At 66.5% G+C, this 22,241-nt stretch carries 17 protein-coding genes; 9 read left to right on the top strand and 8 right to left on the bottom strand.

The window, feature by feature from the left end; translation table 11 throughout:
* Nucleotides 1-87: 87 nt before the first annotated feature.
* Together BM353_RS06895 and BM353_RS06890 are read right to left on the bottom strand one after the other, a co-directional pair.
* The gene (locus tag BM353_RS06895) at nt 88-1,635 is read right to left on the bottom strand and encodes a Ppx/GppA family phosphatase (protein ID WP_092078336.1); all 1,548 of its coding nucleotides are present in this window, start codon (nt 1,633-1,635) and stop codon (nt 88-90) included.
* 101 nt (nt 1,636-1,736) lie between these two features.
* Nucleotides 1,737-4,928, bottom strand: a complete 3,192-nt coding sequence (locus BM353_RS06890; protein WP_092078333.1) for a valine--tRNA ligase — start codon at nt 4,926-4,928, stop codon at nt 1,737-1,739.
* Between the two features lie 151 nt (nt 4,929-5,079).
* Between BM353_RS06890 and BM353_RS06885 the strand changes: the two genes are divergently transcribed.
* Nucleotides 5,080-7,377, top strand: a complete 2,298-nt coding sequence (locus BM353_RS06885; protein ID WP_092078330.1) for a xanthine dehydrogenase family protein molybdopterin-binding subunit — start codon at nt 5,080-5,082, stop codon at nt 7,375-7,377.
* Nucleotides 7,355-8,449, top strand: coding sequence for a DUF2235 domain-containing protein (locus BM353_RS06880; RefSeq protein WP_092078327.1), 1,095 nt, complete (start codon nt 7,355-7,357; stop codon nt 8,447-8,449). Before BM353_RS06885 ends, BM353_RS06880 begins: the two co-directional genes overlap by 23 nt.
* 18 nt (nt 8,450-8,467) lie before the next feature.
* On the opposite strand, the gene metF is transcribed toward BM353_RS06880, so the two are convergent.
* A complete protein-coding gene (gene metF, locus BM353_RS06875; RefSeq protein ID WP_092078324.1) occupies nt 8,468-9,334 on the bottom strand; it encodes a methylenetetrahydrofolate reductase [NAD(P)H] in 867 nt (288 codons plus the stop codon).
* 94 nt (nt 9,335-9,428) lie between these two features.
* Between metF and BM353_RS06870 the strand changes: the two genes are divergently transcribed.
* Nucleotides 9,429-10,334, top strand: coding sequence for a LysR family transcriptional regulator (locus tag BM353_RS06870; protein WP_092078321.1), 906 nt, complete (start codon nt 9,429-9,431; stop codon nt 10,332-10,334).
* Nucleotides 10,335-10,423: 89 nt separating this feature from the next.
* On the opposite strand, the gene BM353_RS06865 is transcribed toward BM353_RS06870, so the two are convergent.
* On the bottom strand, nt 10,424-11,014 hold the full coding sequence (locus tag BM353_RS06865) for an NAD(P)H-dependent oxidoreductase (RefSeq protein ID WP_092078318.1): 591 nt from the start codon (nt 11,012-11,014) through the stop codon (nt 10,424-10,426).
* Between the two features lie 244 nt (nt 11,015-11,258).
* Between BM353_RS06865 and BM353_RS06860 the strand changes: the two genes are divergently transcribed.
* Nucleotides 11,259-12,044, top strand: a complete 786-nt coding sequence (locus BM353_RS06860; protein WP_092078515.1) for an inositol monophosphatase family protein — start codon at nt 11,259-11,261, stop codon at nt 12,042-12,044.
* Between the two features lie 41 nt (nt 12,045-12,085).
* Here the strand turns inward: BM353_RS06860 and BM353_RS06855 are convergent, their stop codons facing one another.
* The 4 genes from BM353_RS06855 to BM353_RS06840 are packed head-to-tail and all read right to left on the bottom strand — an operon-like array spanning nt 12,086 to nt 16,797.
* Nucleotides 12,086-13,540 (bottom strand): FGGY family carbohydrate kinase, encoded by a 1,455-nt coding sequence (locus tag BM353_RS06855; protein WP_092078315.1) that lies wholly within the window; start codon nt 13,538-13,540, stop codon nt 12,086-12,088.
* Between the two features lies 1 nt (nt 13,541).
* Nucleotides 13,542-14,507 (bottom strand): transketolase family protein, encoded by a 966-nt coding sequence (locus tag BM353_RS06850; protein WP_245759591.1) that lies wholly within the window; start codon nt 14,505-14,507, stop codon nt 13,542-13,544.
* On the bottom strand, nt 14,504-15,322 hold the full coding sequence (locus BM353_RS06845; protein ID WP_092078310.1) for a transketolase: 819 nt from the start codon (nt 15,320-15,322) through the stop codon (nt 14,504-14,506). The genes BM353_RS06850 and BM353_RS06845 overlap by 4 nt, the downstream gene beginning before the upstream one ends.
* Before the next feature lie 8 nt (nt 15,323-15,330).
* A complete protein-coding gene (locus tag BM353_RS06840; protein ID WP_092078307.1) occupies nt 15,331-16,797 on the bottom strand; it encodes an L-fucose/L-arabinose isomerase family protein in 1,467 nt (488 codons plus the stop codon).
* 284 nt (nt 16,798-17,081) lie between these two features.
* Between BM353_RS06840 and BM353_RS06835 the strand changes: the two genes are divergently transcribed.
* The 5 genes from BM353_RS06835 (at nt 17,082) to BM353_RS06815 (ending at nt 22,222) form a co-directional block, all read left to right on the top strand.
* On the top strand, nt 17,082-18,032 hold the full coding sequence (locus BM353_RS06835; RefSeq protein ID WP_092078304.1) for a D-ribose ABC transporter substrate-binding protein: 951 nt from the start codon (nt 17,082-17,084) through the stop codon (nt 18,030-18,032).
* Between the two features lie 65 nt (nt 18,033-18,097).
* Nucleotides 18,098-18,748: a DUF2291 family protein gene (locus BM353_RS06830; RefSeq protein ID WP_092078301.1), complete on the top strand. Its 651-nt coding sequence runs from the start codon at nt 18,098-18,100 to the stop codon at nt 18,746-18,748.
* Nucleotides 18,745-20,310 carry a sugar ABC transporter ATP-binding protein gene (locus BM353_RS06825; RefSeq protein ID WP_092078298.1) on the top strand — a complete coding sequence of 522 codons (1,566 nt, stop codon included), beginning with the start codon at nt 18,745-18,747 and terminating at the stop codon, nt 20,308-20,310. Before BM353_RS06830 ends, BM353_RS06825 begins: the two co-directional genes overlap by 4 nt.
* Nucleotides 20,292-21,347 carry an ABC transporter permease gene (locus BM353_RS06820; RefSeq protein ID WP_092078295.1) on the top strand — a complete coding sequence of 352 codons (1,056 nt, stop codon included), beginning with the start codon at nt 20,292-20,294 and terminating at the stop codon, nt 21,345-21,347. Before BM353_RS06825 ends, BM353_RS06820 begins: the two co-directional genes overlap by 19 nt.
* 65 nt (nt 21,348-21,412) lie before the next feature.
* Nucleotides 21,413-22,222 (top strand): DeoR/GlpR family DNA-binding transcription regulator, encoded by an 810-nt coding sequence (locus tag BM353_RS06815; protein WP_218155468.1) that lies wholly within the window; start codon nt 21,413-21,415, stop codon nt 22,220-22,222.
* The last annotated feature ends 19 nt before the right edge of the window (nt 22,223-22,241 follow it).

Here is a 22,241-nt window from a genome sequence, read left to right as displayed (position 1 = left end):
TGTCGGTGTCGTGGCGGAGCGCCGGACAGTTTGAGAGTCATCAAACAGTTCGAGCCTCATCAAACAGTTCGACGCGCGTCGAACTGTTCAGGCGCTCAGATAGCGGACGGATGTCTCGGCGGAGAGTGAGGCGGCCAGCGCCTTGAACCGGGCTTCCGCCACTTCACCAAAAAGCGGGGCCGCGGCGGGCGCGAGGCGCAACTCGAGCTGCTTCTTCTTGGGAAACCACCGCAGCTCGGCGGCGTCTTCGTGCCCGTGTATCCACAGCATCGCACCAAAGCGCATCGCCTTGCCCAAGACCTCCGCTTCGCCTTGCCGCTCTTCGGACAGGATGTTGAAAAGGTCTTCGAAATGAGTGCCTTCGCGCTTGTTCCTATAGCGATGCAGCAAGGCGACGCCGAGGTAGATCCGCTCCCAATGTCGCATTCCGCCGAGATGCGCGCGGGTTGCATTGTCGAAGGTCAGCTCCGCGCGGTAATCGGGGTGGGCGCGCCAGCTCACATCATGCAAAAGGCAGGCCGCGCGGATCAGCCGCTTGCGCTCATCAGGCAGGTTTCGAAACAGCGGCAGGACGAAGGCATAGAGCCGCCGGCCAAAGCCCGGCAGGCGCGCGTCCTTGCTCTCGGCGAACCGGCAGGCTTCGATCAGGGGATCGCGTTCGCGCACCTCGCGCGGCATCTGCTCATACAGCATACCCTCGCGAATGCCGTAGCTGGACACCGCGATATCCTTGGGCCGGATGGTCGAGATGATCCGCTTGAGCACCTCCGCCGCGAGCGGCACGAGCGACATCCGAGCCTCCGACAGCCCGCAGCGTTGGCGCAGCTTTTCGAGATCGCTCTCTTCGATGAACCGGACCGTGTCACGGATGGTCGTGGCGGTCATCCGATATTCGTGCAGCACGTGAAGCGGATAGGCGCGGCGCTCCATGTCGATCCGCGCGATCGCGCGCCAGGAGCCGCCGACGAGGAAAAGCCGGTCCCGCTGCGGGCCGAGCCAGCTGTGCATGTCCTCCAGCACCGCCTTGATATGCGCCTTCCGGCCGGCTTTTCCGCCCTTCACTTCGCGCAGTTTCAGCGGCCCGAGCGGCGAGGTCAGCCTCTTGCCGACGCGCCCGTCGCGCACCTCCGCAAGCTCCATCGACGAGCCGCCGATATCGCAGACGAGCCCATGTGCCCCGGGCCAGCCGAGCAACACGCCCTGGGCCGAGAGCCGCGCTTCCTCATCCCCATCGATGACCCAGATCTTGAGCCCCGTCTCGGCCAGAACCTCGGCGCAGAACTCCGGCCCGTCCTCGGCCTCGCGGACCGCGGCGGTGGCGACCACCGTGAGCGGGCTGATGCCCATGCTGTCGGAGAGCGCGGCGAACCGGCGCATGGCGGACAGCGCGCGGCGCCGCCCCTCGGGGTTGAGCCGCCCGGTCTCGGACAGCCCCGCGCCGAGCGCACACATGATCTTCTCGTTGTAGAAATAGGCCGGGCTCCGCGCCGCGCCGTCAAACACCACGAGCCGCACCGAGTTGGAGCCGACATCAACCACGCCCACACGCGCGAGCGCGCGCATTTTCGGGTCATCGAACAGCGGCTTGCCGAACGGGCCCCAATCGGGCGTGGGTGTCGCGGGCTCTTGGGTCATGGGCCGGCCTTCAACGTCTTTTTCGGGCCGCGCCGGAGCGGGGCTGCGTCATCACAAGTGGAACACTGCACCACGCGGCGCGGACGCGTCAATCGCGGGCGTCAGGTGATTTCGGCAAGGCGGTCGAGCGCGGCGGCAAGCTTGGCGCGTTCGTCCTGGCGCAGGCCAAGATTGTCGCGGGCCTCCTCGACGACCTCGGGCGGCGCGCTGGCGACGAACTTGGGATTGCCCACCCGGCCTTCGAGCCCCCGGATTTCTTTGTCGAGCCGGGCGACGGATTTCTCCAGCCGCGCGGTCTCCTTGGCGACATCGATGATCTCGGCCAGCGGCAAACCGAAGGTCGCCCCTTCCGCCGGGATCGTGATCGTGCCGCGGGGAAACGCTTCGACGGGCGTCAAACTGTCGACGCGCGCCTGCTTGGCGATGAGCGCCGCGTTCCCGTCCCAGGCCGCTTTCGCCGCCGGCTCCATCCCGAGCGCGAGCACGGGGATGAAATCGCCCGCGTTGACACCCATCTGCGCCCGCGCCGACCGTATCGCGCCGATCACGGAAATGACCCAGTTCATCTCCCGGTCGGCCGCCTCATCAAGCAGCGCGGCGGTGGTATACTCCGGCCAATCGGAATGCACCAGCATCTTGGCGCGGTCCCCCGAGAGGGCCCAGAGCTCTTCGGTGATGAAGGGCATGATCGGATGCAAAAGGATCAGACATTGATCGAGGACCCATTTCATGACCTCTCTCGTTTCGGTCTGGACCGAAACATCCTCGTCCCCGAGCAGCGGCTTGGCGAATTCCACGTACCAATCACAAACCTTGCCCCAGACGAAGGCGTAGAGCGCGTTCGCGGCGTCGTTGAACCGGTACTGATCCAGCGCTGTATCGACGGTCTCGCGCACCCGCGCAACCTCGCCGATGATCCAGCGGTTGGCCGTCTGGCGCGCATGTGCCGGGTTGGCCGCGAGATCGACGGATTGCGCGGTAAACACCTCGTTCATCTCGGCAAACCGCATCGCGTTCCACAGCTTCGTGCCGAAGTTGCGATAGCCCGCGATCCGGTCTTTCGACAGCTTCAGATCGCGCCCCATGGCGGCCATGGAGGTGAGGGTGAAGCGCACCGCATCGGCGCCGTATTCGTCAATGAGATCAAGCGGATCGAGCACGTTGCCGAGCGATTTCGACATCTTCTTGCCCTTCTCGTCGCGCACCAGCGCGTGGACATAGACGGTGTCGAAAGGGCGCTCGCCGACGACGGCATATTGCATCATCATCATCCGGGCGACCCAGAAGAAGATGATGTCGAACCCGGTGATCAGCACGTTGGTCGGGAAGTACTTCTGGAGCTCCGGCGTCTGCTCGGGCCAGCCCAGCGTGCCGATCGGCCAGAGGCCGGAGGAGAACCACGTGTCGAGCACGTCGGGATCGCGCCAGATCGGGTAGACGAGCTTGGTCGGATCCTGCGTCTGGGCGAACCCGGCGAGGCCCTGGGCGAGGGCATGGATCGCCGCGTCCCGGTCGGACACTTCGATGATCGTCGAATGGTTGAAGGGCGCGGGCAGGGTGACGAGATCGTCCGAAAACCGCTCACGCACCGAGGCGACATCCGCCGCGCAATGGGAGTGCTCGCCGCGCTGGACGAGCGCATCGAGCGCGAGGGCCGCGCCGATTTCCGCCGAGTCCCAATCTTCCGCGGCGCTGTCGGGGGTGAGGCCCAGATCGGCGAGCCTCTCCTCCATGTAGGACATGTTGAGCCCGTACCAGACCGGGATCTGATGCCCCCACCAAAGCTGGCGCGAAATGCACCAGGGCTCGATGTTCTCCAGCCAGTGGAAATAGACCTTCCGATCCGATTCCGGCAGGATGTCCGTGCCGCCATTGGCGCGCCCCTTGCGGACCGCCTCGAGCGCGGGCTCGACGATTTTCGAGGTATCCACAAACCACTGATCCGTCAGCATCGGCTCGATGATGACCTTGGAGCGGTCCCCGAACGGCTGCATGATCGGCTTGGACTCGACAAGCGGGACAAGCTCGTCGGCCCCCTCCGCGTCGGGTTTGACCGCGGCCTTGCCAAGGGCGGGGTTGTCCGCGCGGGTCATCACCGCGAGCCCCTCGGCGGTGATCTGCTCCACGACAATTCGACGCGCGTCGAAACGATCGAGCCCGCGTATCTCGTCGGGGACGAGGTTGAGGGTGTCGACTTCGGCTTCGCTGAACTCTGCGCCTTCCGCGATCTGCTGCGCCCTGGCGGCACAGTCGGCATAGGCATCGCCGTCACTGCGCATCGCGCCCTTGGTGTCCATCAGCCGGTACATCGGGATGCCGTTGCGGCTCGCGACGCCATAGTCGTTGAAATCATGCGCGCCGGTGATCTTCACCGCGCCCGAGCCGAACGTGGGGTCGGGGTACTCATCGGTGATGATCGGAACAAGGCGGCGGGACTCTTTGGGTCCGACCGGAATTTCGCATAGTTTTCCGACGATTGGCGTGTAACGTTCATCCGATGGATGAACTGCGACCGCCCCGTCGCCGAGCATCGTCTCCGGCCGGGTCGTCGCGATTGCGATATAGTCGCGCTCTTCTTCCAGCACCACGTTGCCATCGCCATCGCGCTCCACGTAGTGATAGGTTTCGCCCCCCGCGAGCGGGTATTTGAAATGCCACATGTGGCCCGCGTTTTCGACGTTCTCCACCTCGAGATCGGAGATCGCCGTCTCAAAATGCGGATCCCAGTTCACCAGCCGCTTGCCGCGATAGATCAGCCCTTTTTCATGCAGATCGACGAAGACCTTGATGACCGCGTCGTGGAAATTGCCGTCCTCGCCCTCCGGCGCGCCGGGCGCACCGGACATGGTGAAGGCGTTGCGCTCCCAGTCGCAGGAGGCGCCGAGCCGCTTGAGCTGATTGATGATCGTCCCGCCCGACTTGGCCTTCCAGTCCCAGACCTTCTCCAGAAACGCCTCGCGCCCCATCTCGGCCCGGGTCTGGTTGCTCTTGTCCTTGGCCAACTCGCGCTCGACGACCATTTGCGTCGCGATCCCGGCATGATCCTGCCCGGGCTGCCAGAGCGTGTCGAAGCCGCGCATCCGGTGCCAGCGCACGAGGATATCCTGCAGCGTGTTGTTGAACGCATGCCCCATATGCAGCGAGCCGGTCACGTTGGGCGGGGGGATCATGATGCAGAAGGTCGACGCTTCGGGCCGGGCATTGGCGCCCGCGCGGAAGCATCCGGCCTCTTCCCAGGCGGCGTAGAGCCGCGCTTCGGCTTCGGTCGCGTCGAAGGTTTTATCCATGCTCATGGGGTGTCTCGCTGCCGCACGTTATGTGGTTTGGCCTCCCATATCGCAGCCCGGCCCGGAGGGAAAGGCGGCGGCGCCAAATTTGGGGCGGGCTGGACAGTGGCGGGCGAGGGGCTAGGCTCTGCTGCGGACAGAAGGAACAGGCGGGCCGATGGAACGATTCGGAAAAAGTCAGCCGGTGCGCCGGGTGGAGGATCAGCGGTTTCTGCGCGGTGCGGGGCGCTATATCGATGATATCGCCCCACAAAACGCGGCGTTTGGCCATGTCCTGCGCGCTTCGGTCGCCCATGGGCGGATCACTGAGCTGGACGCTTCGGCAGCGCGGGAGGCGCCCGGGGTCCTCGCGGTTCTGACGGCGGCCGATCTTGCCGCCGAGGGGATCACGCGGGGGATGGGCGCCACGGTGGTCGAGGCCCCGGACGGGCGCAAGGGCGCGGCGGTGCGGCGGCCGCTGCTGGCCGAGGACCGGGTGCGCTTCGTGGGCGAGCCGGTGGCCTTCATCCTTGCCGAGAGCCGCGCGGCGGCGGCCGATGCGGCCGAGTTCATCACGCTGGAGATCGATGCTCTGCCCGCGCATATGGCGCTCGCTCCCGGCGGCGAGGCGCTGCACCCGGAGGCGCCGGAAAACCGCGCGTTTTCCTGGGCGATGGGGGATGCCGACAAGGTGCGGGCGGCCTTCGAGACGGCGGCGCATGTGGTCGAGCTCGCCGCCGAGGACAACCGCGTGATCGTCAACACGATGGAGCCGCGCGGCTGCCTTGCCGATTGGTCGGAAGGCCGGCTTCACGTCGCGTTCGGCGGGCAGGGGGTCTGGGATCTCAAGCACGATCTGGCCAAGCTGCTGGGCCTCAAGCGCGAGCAGGTTCACGTAACGATCCCGGACGTGGGCGGCGGCTTCGGGATGAAGGCCTTTGCCTATCCGGAGTATTTCCTCTGTGCGATCGCGGCGCGCAAGATCGGCCGTCCGGTCCGCTGGATGTCCGAGCGGGGCGAGGCGATGATGTCGGACAATGCCGGGCGCGATCTTGATCACGTGGCGCGGCTGGCCTTTGATGAGGATCTGCGGCTCACCGGCTATCATGTCACGACCCGCGCCAACATGGGCGCCTACAACAGCGAATATGCCCAGAACATCCAGACCGAGCTTTTTGCGAAGGTGATGCCGGGGACCTATCGGCTGCGAAACGTTTTGCTCGAGGTCGAGGGGGTCTTCACCAACACCACCCAGGTCGATGCCTATCGCGGCGCGGGCCGGCCCGAGGCGATCTACATCCTTGAGCGCGCGATGGACATGGCCGCGCGGGAACTCGGGGTCAGCCCGTGGGAGCTCAGGCGGCGGAATTTCATTGAAAAACATGAGTTTCCCTATCGAAGCGCAACCGGCGTGACCTATGACGTCGGCGATTTTCACAAGGTGCTTTCGCGGGCGGAAGCGGAAGCGGGCGTTTCAGGATTCGACGAACGGTTGGAAGCGTCCCGCGCGGCGGGCAAGCGGCGCGGGCTTGGGCTTTGCTATTATATCGAGAGCATCCTCGGTGAGCCGAGCGAGCGGGCGAAGGTTGAGTTCGATGATGATCGAACAGTCAAACTCTACGTCGGCACCCAATCCAACGGGCAGGGGCACGAGACCGTTTACGCCCAATTCCTCGCTGACCAGAGCGGGATCGACCCCGGGGCGATCCGCGTCATTCAAGGCGACAGCGATCTCATCCCCAAGGGCGGCGGCACGGGCGGCTCGCGCTCGGTCACGGTCCAGAACACCGCGACGCTGGCTGTGGTCGATGAGATGATCCCGAAATATGCCGCGTTTTTTGCCGAGTTGGAGGAGGTCCCGCCGGAGGATGTCGTCTTTGACGATCTGGTGTTCCGCGCCGCGGGGACCAACCGCACCGCCGGGCTGCTGGAGCTTTCGGAGCGCGCCAGGGAGGACGGGCGCGACGATCTTCTGACCTTCTCCAAACGCATCACGCTCGATGACCGCTCGTTCCCCAATGGCGCTCATGTGGCGGAGGTCGAGGTCGATCCGGAAACCGGCGAGGTGCGGCTGGACCGCTATACCGTTGTTGATGATTTTGGCAACCTTATCAATCCTCTATTGGCCGAAGGTCAAGTGCATGGCGGGGTGGTTCAGGGCGTGGGGCAGGCCTTGATGGAGCGCGTCGTTCATGACGAGGACGGCCAGCTGCTGACCGCCAGTTTCATGGATTACGCCCTGCCGCGGGCCAGCGATGTGCCGATGATCGGCTTTGCCACGGAGCCGACCCCCTCGACCTACAATCCGATGGGCATGAAGGGCTGCGGCGAGGCCGGGACGGTGGGCGCGCTTGCGGCGATATCCAACGCGGTGCTGGACGCGCTGTGGGATCTCGGCGTGCGCCAGGCCGATATGCCGTTCACGCCTGAACGGGTCTGGAAGATGTGTCGCGATGCGGCTGCCCGCGCTTCTTAACCGGTTCCGCAACTGGCTGTTCTGGCGGCCTGTCCGGAGCGAGCCCGCGCGCCCGACGCGCGGGGCGATCGACCATGTGGTGATCCTCGACGGGACCATGTCCTCGCTCGATCCGGGCGATGAGACCAACGCGGGGCTCACCTACAAGCTGCTGACAGAGGCGGGGCATCCGGTGTCGGTCTATTACGAGCCGGGCCTGCATGCCGAGCATTGGCGCAACATGACCGATGTGATGACCGGCAAGGGTATCAACCTGCAGATCCGGCGCGCCTATGGCTATCTCGCGTCGCGCTACCGGGCCGGGGACCGGATCTTCCTCATGGGCTATTCGCGCGGGGCCTATGCCGCGCGCTCGGTGGCCGGGATGATCGACAGTGTCGGGCTCGTGCGGCGGCGCCACGCGACCGAACGCACCATCCGCGCCGCCTATCGCCACTACCAGTTCGCCGCCGGTAGCGCGGCCGCAGCGGCCTTCCGCGAGGCCCATTGCCATCCGGAGGCGACGGTCGAGATGGTGGGCGTCTGGGACACGGTCAAGGCGCTCGGGGTCCGGCTGCCGCTCGTCTGGCGCCTCACGGAGAAGCACCACGCCTTTCACAACCACGCGCTGAGCCCGGTGGTGCGCAACGGGTTTCAGGCGCTGGCGATCAACGAGACGCGCGAGGCTTATGACCCGGTGCTCTGGGATTGCCCGGAGGATTGGGCCGAGGGGCGGATCGAGCAGGTCTGGTTTCGCGGATCGCACGGCGATGTGGGCGGCGAGTTGGCCGGGTTCGAGGAGGCGCGGCCCCTGTCGAATATTCCGCTGGTCTGGATGCTGGAGCGGCTGGAGTCCTGCGGCGTCGCGCTGCCCGAGGGCTGGGCGGCGCGCTATCCCACCGATGCCGCCGCGCCGAGTTCGGGGACGTGGCGGCGGTGGGGCAAGTTCTTCCTGCTGCGCCGGCGCCGGGTCATCACGCCGGGCGCCTGCCAGTCGCTGCACGCCAGCGTGCCCGACGCGCTCCGCGCGAAGATTGTGGCGCGCGGGGCGAAAAGGGCCGGGCAAAAGCCGGGCGCGGCGGTCGAGACCTGAGCGCGCGGGCGCGCGCGGTCAGGCGACGTTTTCGAGTTGGACCTTGGGCGTCACGCCGAGCGCGTGGCAGACATCGCGGGTCAGCTCGGGGCGGTTCATCGTGTAGAAATGCAGCGCCTCGACGCCCTCGTCCACGAGCCGTGTGCAGAGCGTGGTGCAGACCGTCGTGGCCAGCAGATCCTCGCGCCCGTCACGCTTGGCGGTCTCGAAGGCGCTGTCGAGCCATGCGGGAATAGTCGCGCCGCAGCTGGCCGAAAACCGCTTCGTGCCGGCCCAGTTCTCGATCGGCAGAATGCCGGGGATGATCGGCGCGGTGATGCCCGCCGCCGCGGCCCGGTCGCGAAAGCGCAGGAAGGTCTCGGCGGAGAAGAAAAACTGGGTGATCGCCTCGTCGGCGCCCGCGTCGATCTTGCGCTTGAGCCAGTCGATATCGGCCTGCTCGTCGGCGGCCTCGGGGTGTTTCTCGGGGTAGGCGCCCACGCGGACACGAAAATCGCCCGCGTCCTTGAGCGCGGTGATGAGCTCGCAGGTGTCGGCGAACCCGTCGGGATGGGCGGTAAAGCCGCCCGCGCCCTTGGGCGGATCGCCGCGCAGGGCGACAATCTCGGAGACGCCCGCCGCCGCATAGCCGCGCGCGATCTCCAGCGTTTCCTCGCGGGTGGCGTTGACGCAGGTGAGGTGCGCCGCCACGTTGAGCCCGCTTTGCGAATGCAGCGTCGCGACCGCGTCGCGCGTCAGGTCCCGCGTGGTGCCGCCCGCGCCATAGGTCACCGAAACGAAGCGCGGCCCGAGCGGGGCCAGAACCTGCACCGTATCCCACAGCCGGAAGGACCCGGCGAGGTCTTTCGGGGGGAAGAATTCAAAGGAAACGGCGGGCACTGTCATCGGATACTCCTGCGGGTTGTCGGGGCTCTTGTGACACAGGTCGGTTTGTGAAACAAATTCATATTATTCAAGATCAACATGAGCCAGCTTCCGAATGCACATCGAATTCCGCCATCTGCGCACGATCAAGGCCATCCATGAGGCGGGCGGGCTGGCCCGCGCGGCCGATCAGCTCAACATCACCCAAAGCGCGCTCAGCCATCAGGTGAAGGGGCTTGAGGCCCAGGCGGGCGTGGAGCTTTTCGTGCGTCGCTCCAAGCCCTTGCGGCTCTCGGCGGCGGGGCTGCGGCTGTTGCGCGCGGCGGAGAAGATCCTGCCGGAGGTCGAGGCGCTGCAGGCGGAGTTCTCGGGTCTGCGCGACGGGCGCTCGGGGCGGCTGCATATCGCGATCGAATGCCATGCCTGTTTCGAATGGCTCTTTCCGGTTCTGGAGGCGTTTCGCAAGCTCTGGCCGGATGTGGATGTGGACATCCGCCCCGGCCTTGCCTTTGACGCGATGCCGGCGCTGCAAAAGGAGGAGGTCGATCTGGTGGTCTCGTCCGATCCGGAGGATCTTTCCGGTGTGGGGTTCCATCATCTGTTTGATTACGCTCCGGTTTTCGTCGCCGCCAAGGCGCATCCGCTGGCCGGGAAACCCTTCGTCGAGGCGGAGGATTTTCGCGGCCAGACCCTCATCACCTACCCGGTGGAGCGCACGCGGCTGGATGTCTTCAGCCAGCTTCTGATGCCCGCCAAGGTCGAGCCCGCGGCGGTGCGGCAGGCCGAGCTTACGGCGGTGATCCTGCTTCTGGTGGCGTCCAACCGCGGGGTCGCGGTGCTTCCGGACTGGGTGGTGCGCGAGGTGAAATATTCTTCCGACTATGTGACGCGGCCGCTCACGGCGGCGGGGATCACGCGCCGGCTCTATGCCGCGATCCGGACCGAGGACGAGGGCAAACCCTACATGCGCGATCTGGTGCGGCTGGCGGGCGAGGAGGCCCGGCGGCTACAGGCGGCCTGAGCCAAGCGTGGTAAGGTTCGGCCCGCACCGCGCGCACCTTCGGACAAAAGGCGGGGGACAGCACGGCGCGGGCCTCGTGGGGTGACCGGTCAGGGGAGGAGTTTCCCGGTCACCTCGACAAGTCGGCGCGCCTGGTAGGAGATGGTGTTGCGTCCGGCCTCGTCAAACTTGCCCGCAAGCGCGGAATAGCCGTAGGGGTTGCCGCCCGCGGCGGCGATGCTCTCGTCGGTGTAGCCGGGCGTCACGATGATCGCGCCGAAATGGATGGCCGTGCCGTAGAGCTGAAGCAGGGTGGTTTCCTGCCCGCCGTGGGGGTTGCCCGCGCTGGTCGTGGCGGTGAAGGGTTTGGCAAGCTCGCCCGATTGCCAGAGCCCGCCGAGCGTGTCGACAAAGGCGCGCACCTGGCTCGGCACGGCGCCGAACCGGGTCGGCACGGACCAAAAGAACCCGTCGGCCCAGCTGATGTCGTCATGGCTGACCTCGGGGATGTCTTTCATTTTCTCAAGCTGCGCGGCCCAGGCCTCCTGGCTCTCAACCACCTCCTTGGGCGCGGTTTCGGCAAAACGGCGCAGGCGGACATCGGCGCCGGCCTCGCGCGCGGCTTCGGCGGCGGCCTCGGCCATGGCGTGGTTGGTGCCGTAGGTGGAGTAGAAGGCGACGAGAATTTTCGGCGGGGTCATGGGGTTTCCTCTGCATCGGTCGAGGGGGGAACGCCTCACCCGCGCGATCGGTTCCCGGCCTCGCCGCGCGCCGGGGTGGGCGGCGGGTTGGGCGCCGGGGAAGGCGGCGGGGGCAGAGCGCGCGCGCCGCGGTTTCGAAGCGGGCTTGGCAAGGGGCGCGGGCCAGCGTATACGCGCGCCTTGATCCACGGGCCGCATCACGCGCGCGGCCCGTTCTGAACCCGACCGGGAGATGGAGCGAGACATGCACGGCAGCGCCAATATCAACATCATGATCAAGGCCGCGCGCAAGGCGGGGCGAGCGCTGGCCAAGGATTTCCGCGAAGTGGAGAACCTGCAGGTCTCGATGAAAGGCGCGGGCGATTTCGTCAGCCGCGCCGACCTGACTGCCGAGAAGATCCTCAAGGAAGAGTTGCGCGGCGCGCGTCCGACTTATGGCTGGCTGGCCGAAGAGGGCGGCGAGGAGGCGGGCGAGGATCCGACCCGGCGCTGGATCGTGGATCCGCTCGACGGGACGACCAACTTTCTCCACGGGCTGCCGCATTGGGCGATTTCCATCGCGCTGGAGCACAAGGGCCAGATCGTCGCCGGCGTGATCTTCGACGCGGCCAAGGATGAGCTCTACTGGGCCGAGAAGGGCGCGGGCGCCTGGATGAACGAAAAGCGCCTGCGGGCCTCCGGGCGGCGCTCGATGATCGAGGGGCTTTTCGCCACGGGCGTGCCCTTTGCCGGGGCGGCGACGTTGCCGGCGACGCTGCAGGAGCTCGCGCGGCTGATGCCGGTCTGTTCCGGGGTGCGCCGCTGGGGGGCCGCGTCGCTCGATCTGGCCTATGTGGCGGCGGGCCGTTTCGACGGTTACTGGGAGCGCGGGCTGAAACCCTGGGACGTGGCGGCGGGGCTGATCCTTGTGCGCGAAGCGGGGGGGCTCGTCCAGCCGATCCGCGAGGGCCGGAGCATCGTCGAGGACGGCGCGGTCATCTGCGCCAACGAGCCGCTGTTTGACGGATTCGCCAAGATCATCCGCGGCTGAGCCGAGCCGGCTTTCCTTGTCCGAGCGCCTGACGGTCCGGGTTACGGGCCTTTGCGCCGCGCCTGCTCCACGGCGCGGGCCCAGCTTTGGCGCTGCTCTGAGCGATCCGCCTCGGGCAGGCGGGGCGCATGGCGGGCAACCGGGCCGCCGGTCCAGCTGACCTCTTCGCCCAAGGCGCGCGCGGCCATCGCCGCAACGCCCAGAGCGCCGACCTCGGCGATCGGGCTGACGCCCACCGGGCATCCAAGAATATCGGCCTGAAGCTGCATCAGCCACGCGTTGCTGGAGGCGCCGCCGTCCGCGCGTATCTCCGCGACGGGCGTTCCAAGCTCACGCGTCAGCGCGTCGACCACATCTGCGACCTGATGCGCGATGGCCTCGAAGGTCGCGCGGGCGAGATGCGCGGGCGTCGTCCCGAGCGAGAGGCCGGAGATCACGCCGCGCGCCTCATCGTCCCAATAGGGCGCGCCAAGCCCCGCGAGCGCGGGCACGAAGACCACACCATCGGCCGTCTCCACACCCGCCGCCAGGTCCGCGAGGGCGGCCGCATCCTCAAGGCCCATCATCCTGGCCGCAAAGGCGGCGGCCTGCCCCGAGACGGTGATGTTGGCTTCGATGGCGTGCCGGGTGGTGCCGTTTTCCGTCCAGGCGATGGAGGCGGACAAACCGCGCGGCGCCTTGGCGCGCGCCGAAACGGGCATCATCATCGACGATCCGGTGCCGTAGGTCACCTTGAGGGTCCCGCCCTCGCGCAGACCGTGGCCATAGAGCGCCGCGTGGCTGTCGCCCATGATCGCGAGGATGGGAATGCCAGCGGGCAGGGCGGTTCTGCCCGCCGCGGTGACGCCGAACCGGGCGTCCGAGGCCAGAGCTTCCGGCAAGACGGAAAGCGGCACGCCGAAGATCTCGGCAAGCTCGGCGCTCCATTCAAGTGTGCCCGTGTCGAACAGGGTCGTGCGGGAGGCGTTGGAGTGATCGGTCGCAAACGCCGCGCCGCCGGTCAGGTTCCACAACAGCCAGCTGTCGACGGTCCCGGCGCGCAGGCGCCCCGTTGCCGCAAGCGCCTGCGCCCCCGGATGATGCGCCAGCACCCAGGCGAGCTTGGACGCGGGGAACAGCGGGTTGAGCGCAAGGCCCGTCAGCTCCTCGACGCGGCCCCCGTGCCCCTTGGCGGCGAGGGCGGCGCAGATCTCGGTGCTGCGGCGGCATTGCCAGAGCGGCGCGGGGCCGGTCGGCGCGCCGGTTTCCGCGTCCCAGGTGACAAGGGTTTCGCGCTGATTGGCAATCGCGATGGCGTCGAAAGGCCCGTGCGGCGCGACCTGCGCGATGACGTGGCTGGTAGTCGCCCAGATGTCTTCGGCCGATTGCTCGGCCCATCCGGGCTTGGGATAGCGGGTCGCGCAGGGTGCCGAGGCCGTGGCGAGGATCTTGCCGGCCCCGTCCACCACCAGCGCCTTGGTGTTTGTCGTGCCCTGATCGAGGGCGAGGATCCGCATGTCAGCCCGCCTTGCGGGAGAGCGCGCGCCGCGTCGCAGCGGCGATCCCTTGCCCGCTCAAACCTGCGTCCGCAAACAGCGTCGCCACATCGCCCGTCTTCTGAAAGCCGGTGAAGCCCACCCGCTCCAGCGGCACCGGGGCGTGTGCTGCGCAAAGTTCGGCGACCGCGCCGCCGAGCCCGCCCGAGACGAGCGCCTCTTCGGCGGTGACGATGGCGCCCGTTGCGGCGGCGGCCAGAACGGCGGTCTCATCGAGGGGCGAGAGGCTGTGCATCGAGAGGACCCGGACGTCATGGCCCTCACCGGCAAGACTGTCGGCCGCTTCGAGCGCGAGATGCACGGTCGTGCCGCAGGCGATGATCGTGGCGTCCGCGCCCTCGCGCATCACCCGGGCCTTGCCGGGCTCGAAGCTCCGCGCGCCGTTGGCGTCGGGGCCGAGGTCCGGCACCTGCATCCGCGACAGGCGCAGATAGACCGGGCCGTCATGGCTGGCCGCCCAGCGAACCGCCGCTTCCGTCTCCCATGGGTCGGCCGGGACGATGACCGTCAGCGGCTGCAAGGCCCGGAGCCAGGCGAAATCCTCGATCGAGTGGTGGGTCGCGCCGAGCTCGCCATAGGCGACGCCGGAGGATTGGCCCACGAGTTTCACGTTGTAGCCGGAATAGACCACATCCGCCTTCACCTGTTCCAGCGCGCGGCCCGTGAGGAAGCAGGAGGCGGCGGAGACGAAGGGCACCTTGCCGCCATTGGCCAGCCCCGCCCCGACGCCGACCATCACCTGCTCGGCGATGCCGACATTGACCAGCCGCTCGGGGAAGGCTTTCTGGAAGCCGGCCAAATTCGAGGAGCCGACGGAATCGTTGACCACGGCGACGATGCGCGGATCGGAGGCGGCGAGCTCTTCGAGCGTTGCCGCCCAGGCTTTGCGGCAATCGAATGTGCTGCTGGGGCTTGCGCCGTCCATCATGCCAACTCCTTCATTGCAATGGCGAATTCCTCGTCCGAGGGCACGCCGTGGTGCCATTTGGCCAGATTTTCCATGAACGATACGCCCTTGCCCTTGACCGTCTGGGCGATGATCGCGCGCGGCCGGTCGGTTCCCGGCGCCCCGAGGCGCGCCAGCAGCGCGGCGGGGTCGTGGCCGTCGACTTCGTGGACCTCCCAGCCGAAGGCGGCGTATTTCGCGTCCAGCGGATCCAGCGCGGTCGTCTCCGCCGTGGGCGCGCCCTGCTGGAGATGGTTGCGGTCGACGATGAGCGTGAGGTTCGACAGACCATTGTGCGCCGCGACCATGGCGGCCTCCCAGTTGGAGCCCTCTTGCTGCTCGCCATCGCCGGTCAGGACGAACGTCCGCCGGTCCGAGCCGTCCAGTTTCGCGGCCAGCGCGATGCCCACCGCGATCGGAAAGCCATGGCCCAGCGGCCCGGTGTTCGCCTCGACGCCGGGGAGATAGTTGCGGTTGGGGTGCCCGTTGAGCCGCGAGCCGGGCGCCATGTAGCTTTCCAGCAGCTCGTCCTCGAAATACCCCGCCGCACAGAGCGCGGTATAAAGCACGCCGGTCGCATGGCCCTTGGACATGACGAACCGGTCGCGCTCGGGCCAGTCGGGGCGTGCGGGATCAAAGTTCAGCACCCCGAAATAGAGCGTGGCGAGAATGTCGGCGGCCGAGAGATCCCCCCCGATATGCCCCAGCCCCTTGCCGTGCACCATCTGCATCGCGCGGCGGCGCATCCATCTGGCGCGCTCGGCGATCTGCTCGGCAGTTGCGATGTCGTCTTTCATGGCGGACCTCAAGCGTTTCGGGGGAGGGTCGGGACGGGCGCGACCTCGCCACCGTGATGGTAGGTTGGGATGCGCAGATAGCGCGTCACCGCTTCGTGCAGGGCCTCGGCATGGTGGCCGCGCACCATCGCGACGTGATGCTCGAAGCCGTTTTGCGTCACGAAGCGCATCAGATCGCGCAGCCGGTCGACCTCGGTCACCGCGATGCCGCCATCCATCCCGAAGGGATCATCGGTGAAGGCGCCTTGCCCGAGATAGGATTTCAGCGTGCCGGCCCGGTCGTCGGAGGACAGGCGGAAATAGGTCATCTCCCCCGCGCGGACCTTGCCCTTCACCGCGCCGAAGCACTTTGACCGGCCGATGACCTCGCCCAACACGTCGAGCTCCCCGACGACGGGGGTGTCGCCGATGAAGGAGGCCGGGAAGTTGCCGCAATGGGTGCAGACGCATTTGTCGACCTCGCGCCCATAGTTGTTGTTCCAATCGAGGATCGCGGCGGGGGCGGCCGAGGCCAGCGACAGCGCGAACATCGACACCGCGCCCATCACATCCACCTCGCAGGCCGAGGGGCTCAGATCCTCGCCCATCATCGACATGGTCACGCAGGTGGCGCAGCCGAAATTGTCCTGAAGGGACCGCCAGCACTGGATCGCCGAGGCGTCGCATTCGTTTTCGGCGATCCACCGGTTGACCGCGAGCGTCCACTTGGCTTGCGTCGCGATCTGGTCCGTCGTGATATGGGCCGGGATCGTGCCGTAGGCCCTGATCCGCTCCATGACGGCGACAAGCTCCGGCGCGTCGTCCTGGATCGCGCCCGCCGCCTGCATCATCTCCGACAGATCCACCGTCTGCACCGTGATCCCCGCCGATTGCAGCAGCTTTTCGGAGTAGCGCATGGTCTGGAACGGGCCGGTGCGCGCGCCGATCGCGCCGATCCGCGCGCCTCTCAGTCCCCGAACCGTGCGGCATGTGCGGGCGAACCGATCCAGATCGCGCCCGAACGCCTCGGAGTCGAGGTCCATCGTGTGGTCGGTCGTTTCGGTGAAGGGCACGCCATATTGCCAGAAGTTGTTGGCGATGGAGATCTTGCCGCAAAAGGCATCGCGGCGGGAGTGCACATCGACCGCGTCGAGCTCATCGTTGCAGGCGGCCAGAAGGATCGGAATGTCCAGATCGGCCCGGTCAATCAGCTCGGCGATCGCGATCTCGTCGCCGAAGTTCGGGCAGGCGATCACGATCCCGTCGAGCGTCTCGCGATGCGCCTTGAAGTGGTCGGCGTAGAGCCGCGCGTCGTCGATGGATTGCACCGCGCCGTTCGCCGTCGCCTCGAAGGGCAGGGTCACAAGCGTGAGGCCGAGCGCGGCCATCTGAGCCGCCACATCCTCGCGGGCCTGGGCGCAGGGCGCGGGGCTGAAGAAAGCACGGCTGGCGATTGCCAGGCCAAGAGCCACGGGGCGTTCGAAGTTTCTGTTCATCGGTCCTCTCGCCAGACTCAACCTCGCGGTCCACTGCCATCTGGATTATCGTTTATTTTCGTTTGAGACAAGATGAAACCTGAAACGCAATCGAAATGTGCGATAATCGAAAAACCGACTATATACATAGCGAGACGCGGCGGGATCCAGGGGTCATGCCTTGGGTTTTGTTGTGAAAACGCAAACAAACGAAAACAATTTCGTTGACAGATTGGCCTCTGATCTGCTCATCTCCGGTTTACCAAGCGTCGGGGAGGCGCTTGAACATTGGGAGGAGATTCAAGATGCGCATCAAGCGTCGCAGCTTTCTGACAGCGTCTGCCGCCGGTCTGACGGTCGCAGCAGCCGGGGGGCGGCTTGCCCTCGCACAGGGGTCCGGAACCATCGCCGTCATCACCCCGAGCCATGACAACCCGTTCTTCAAGGCCGAGGCCGATGGCGCCGTCGCCAAGGCGCAGGAGCTTGGCTACGACACCGTCGTGCTGGTCCATGACGACGATCCGAACAAGCAATCGCAACAATTCGATACCGTCATCGCGCAAGGCGTGGTGGCGATCATTCTCGACAATGCCGGGGCCGATGCCTCGGTGGCCGCGGTGCAGCGCGCCAAGGATGCGGGCATCCCGTCCTTCCTCATTGACCGCGAGATCACCGCGACCGGCGTCGCCGTCTCGCAGATCGTGTCGAACAACTATCAGGGCGCGCAGCTCGGGGCCGAGGAATTCTTCGTCCAGATGGGCGAGGCGGGCCAATACGCGGAGCTTCTGGGCAAGGAATCCGACACCAACGCCGGGATCCGCAGCCAAGGTTATCACGATGTGATCGACCAGTTCACCGATATGGAGATGGTCGCGCAGCAGACCGCCAACTGGTCGCAGACCGAGGCCTTTGGCGTGATGGAATCCATTCTTCAGGCCAATCCGGGGATCAAAGGCGTCATCTGCGGCAACGACACGATGGCCATGGGCGCCTATGCCGCGCTGGAAGCCGCCGGGCGCGGCGATGTGATCGTCACCGGCTTCGACGGCTCGAACGATGTGCGCGATTCCATCCTTGGCGGCGGCATCAAAGCGACGGTGCTTCAGCCCGCCTACGAGCAGGCCCAGCTCGCGGTCGAGCAGGCCCACACCTACCTCTCCGACGGCTCTACCGGGCTCGACGAGAAGCAGCTCATGGATTGCGTTCTGATCACCGAAGAGAACGCCGGCGATCTGGATAACTTCCAGCTCTCCTGATGGCCCGACCCTTCGGAGGGGTGCGCGCAGCGCCCCTCCCATTCGGCTGGTTTGGGGAGTGCCAGATGATCCGATTTCTTGCGCTTGCGCTTGCGCTTGTGCTCTGCGGCGTCGCGGCCCTGAGCGGCTGTCAGATCGTGTTCGAGGACGAGAACGCCCCGGCGGAGATCCCGGCCGGACCGGACGGGGACGATGCGCGCAATACCGCGCGGCTCGAAGAGAGTTTCGAGGCCGAGCTCCTGCCGCTCGTCGCGCAGCGCGCGCTTGACCTCGAAGGTTTGCGCACCGCCCTGTCGGCCGGGCTCGACAGCGCCGGCGAGGCCCATGCCAACCGCGGCGCGGGGCAGGGGGCGGCGTGGAATTTCGCTCTGCGCGATGAGGGGCGCGTGGTGGCCAACCGGCTCGACAGCTCGGCCCGGACGGCCGATGTCGACGTCGATGGCGACGGGGAGAGCGATCTGCGCCTGCAGCTCGGCCCGGTGATCCGGGGCACCGCCCTGCGCGATGCCGCGCCGTTCTACAACTTCGATGATTTCCGCGACCAGATCGAATTCGCCAAGCTGGCCCGCGCCATCAACGACCGGATCAAGCCCGCGCTCGTCGCGGTCGAAGACGTGCCCGTGGGCGCGACGGTCCGCTTCACCGGGGTGGTGCCGCTCAAGGCCGCCGATGGCGATCTCGTGGTGACGCCGATCGACTTCGAGGTCGTCGAATGAGCGCGGATCATCCCATCGGCCTTCAGGTGCGCAATGCGGTGAAGGTCTATCCCGGCACCCGGGCGCTCAAGGGCGTCGATTTCGATATCCGGATGGGCGCCGTCAACGTGCTCGTCGGCGAGAACGGGGCCGGAAAGTCGACCTTGATGAAGGTCATCGCCGGGGTCGAGGATCTGACCGAGGGCAGGATTCTGGTCGGTGGAGAGGAAAAACAGTTCCGCTCCAAGGACGACGCGGTCACTGCCGGGGTCGGGATCGTGTTTCAGGAATTGAACCTCTTTCCCGAGATGACCGTGGCCGAGAATGTCTTCATGGGGCGCGAGCCGACACGGTTTGGCGTGGACGTGAAGGACAACGAAGTACTGGAGCGCACCCGCGCGCTGATGGCGCGCCTCGAGCAGAAGATCGCGCCCGAAACGACCCTCGGGCATTTGCGCATCGGTCAGCAGCAGATCGTCGAGATCGCGAAGGCGCTGGCGCAGGATACCAACATCCTCATCCTCGATGAGCCGACGTCCGCGCTCTCGGCGCAGGAGGTCAACGTGCTGTTTCGCATCATCGAAGACCTCAAGGCCCAGGGCGTGGGGATCGTCTATATTTCGCACAGGCTGGAGGAATTGATCCGGATCGGCGATTACATCACCGTGCTCCGGGATGGCGAGATCACCGGCGCGCGCTCGATGGAGGGGGTCGATATCCCGTGGATCGTCCGCGCGATGATCGGCGACAAATCCAAGGATTTCGCCTCGGAGATCACCCATGATTACGGCCCCACGATGTTCGAGGCGCGCGATGTCTCGCTCGCGCGGGCGGGCGGCGGCTGGACGGTCGATCACGTCTCCATGTCCGTGCGCGCCGGTGAGGTGCTCGGGGTCTACGGCCTCATGGGGGCGGGGCGGTCGGAGTTCCTCGAATGCGTCATGGGCCAGCACCCGACGGCCCGGGGCACCATCGAAGTCGACGGCCGCCCGCTTGACGGCTGCACCGTCGGCCAGCGGATCCAGCGCGGGATCGCCATCGTGCCGGAGGATCGCAAACGCGACGGTCTGGTGCAGGTCATGGCGATCCGCGAGAACCTGACGCTTTCCTCGCTCCCGCGGCTGGCGCGCTGGTTCGACCTCTCGCCGGCGATCGAGGCCTCGAAGGCCAGCGAGTTCATCAAGCGGCTGACGATCAAGGTCGCCTCGGCGGAAAACCCTGTCTCCTCCCTCTCGGGGGGGAACCAGCAGAAGGTCGTGATCGGCAAGGCGCTGATGACCGAGCCCAAGGTCCTGCTGATGGACGAGCCCTCGCGCGGGATCGACATCGGCGCCAAGGCCGAGATCTATCGCACCATCCGCAAACTGGCCGCCGAGGGTCTGGCGATCGTTTTCGTCACCTCCGATATCGAGGAGGTGCTGGCCCTCTCGGACCGGATCCTCGTGATGGCCGATGGCCGGGTGACGCGTGAATTCCCGCACGGCGCGCCGGCCTCCGATGTCGTGACGGCGGCCAACCCTGCCAAGGCCGGTGCGATCCCGGTTTCGAAGAAGGACAATGCCGAATGGCCGATGCAACCATGACCGCCCGACCCGGCGCGCCCTCTCGCAACTGGCTGCTGACGCTGCTAGAGCTGCGCACCTACGTCGCTTTGATCGTCGTCTTCACCGTCTTCGCCATCATGGCCCCGAATTTCCTGTCGGTGGACAACGCGGTCCTGATCTCGAAACACGTGGCGATCAACGCCTTCCTCGCCATCGGGATGACCTTCGTCATCATCACCGGCGGAATCGATCTTTCCGTCGGCTCGACCGTCGGGCTGACCGGTATGGTCGCGGGATACCTTGTGCTCTACGGCATAGACCTCGGGCTCGGCTGGTCGATCCAGTTCAACACGCTGGAGATCGTCCTGATCACCTGCGCGGTGGGGGTTTTCGTGGGCTGGATCAACGGGATACTGATCACCAAGCTCCATGTGGCGCCCTTCATCGCGACGCTGGGCACGCTCTACGTCGCCCGGGGCGCGGCGCTTCTGATGTCGGGCGGGCGGACCTTTCCCAACCTCAACGGGTCCGGGACCTACGGCTCCGCCTCCTTTCCCGCCATCGGCGCGGGCACGTTTCTGGGCGTGCCGATGATGATCTGGATCCTCGTCGCGGTGACCGCCGTGGCGATCTACATCTCCCGCCGGACCCCGCTGGGCCGCGCGATCTATGCCACGGGCGGCAACGAGCGGGGCGCGGCGCTTTCGGGTGTGAACGTCGATCGCACCAAGCTGTTCGTCTACATGTTTTCGGGCCTCATGGCGGCGATCGTGGGGATCGTGATCGCGTCGCAACTGCGCGCCGCCCACCCGGCGACCGGGGAGTTTTTCGAGCTCAACGCCATCGCCGCCGCCGTGCTGGGCGGGACCTCGATGGCGGGCGGGCGCGGGCGGATCTGGGGCACGATCATCGGCGCTTTCGTGATCGGGATCCTGTCGGACGGGCTCATCATGATGGGGGTGTCGAGTTTCTGGCAGATGGTCATCAAGGGGCTTGTGATCATCGCCGCGGTGGTCATCGATCAATGGCAACGCAAGCTCAGCGCGCGCATCGCCCTGACGCAGGAGGCGCATTAGCGCCCGTTGCGCGCCCCCTGTCCGCAGGCTAGACCCACCGAAACGGATCTGGAGTGAAGGTCAACATGGCGAAAGGAAGTGGTCAGCCCGAGGCTCGACCCGCGCAGGGCATGCTATCCACCGCGCGGCGACAACGGATCATGGCGTGGATCGAGGAAGAGGGGTCAGCCCGCGTGCGCGATCTGGCCACGACCTTCAACGTGACCGAAGCCACGATCCGCACCGATCTGGAGCGGCTCGAAGACTCCGGGCGGATCAAGCGCGAACACGGCGGCGCGTTTCTGGTCTCCATGCCCGAAGACGTGACCTCCATGTCCCTGCATCACCGTGTCGAGATGGACCGCAAGCGCAAGATTGGCGCGGCGGCGGCCAAGCTGGTGCAGAACCGCGAGACCATCATCCTCGATGCCGGCACGACGACCACCGAAATCGCCACGCGGCTTCAGGACCGGCGCGATCTCACGGTGATCACCAATGCGCTCAACATCGCCCTGACGCTCGGCTCCGTCCCGGGGTTCGAGATCCACATGCCCGGCGGGCAGTTCAAACCGCCGACACTGTCGCTGACCGGCGATACCTCGGTGGAGTATTTCCGCAACATCCTCGCGGGCCGGTTGTTTCTGGCCACCGCCGGGGTCGATGTGGAAGCCGGGCTTACCTACCCGTCCTTTGCCGATCTCCAGCTCAAACAGGCGATGATCAAGGCCGCGCAGCATGTCTATCTCGTGGCCGACAGCACCAAGATCAACCAATCCTCCTTCACCCGGCTTGGCGATCTGGATCTGATCCAGACCTTCATCACCGACGACGGGATCTCGGACGCCGATGCCAAGCGCTTCGAGGACCGGGGGGTCGAACTGCTCATCGCTGAATAGACGGGCGCGGCGGCTAACT

The sequence above is a fragment of the Poseidonocella sedimentorum genome (assembly GCF_900116005.1).
Taxonomy (GTDB): domain Bacteria; phylum Pseudomonadota; class Alphaproteobacteria; order Rhodobacterales; family Rhodobacteraceae; genus Poseidonocella; species Poseidonocella sedimentorum.
The sequence above is the reverse complement of the archived record's forward strand: the minus strand, read 5'-3'. Positions and strand labels throughout refer to the sequence as shown.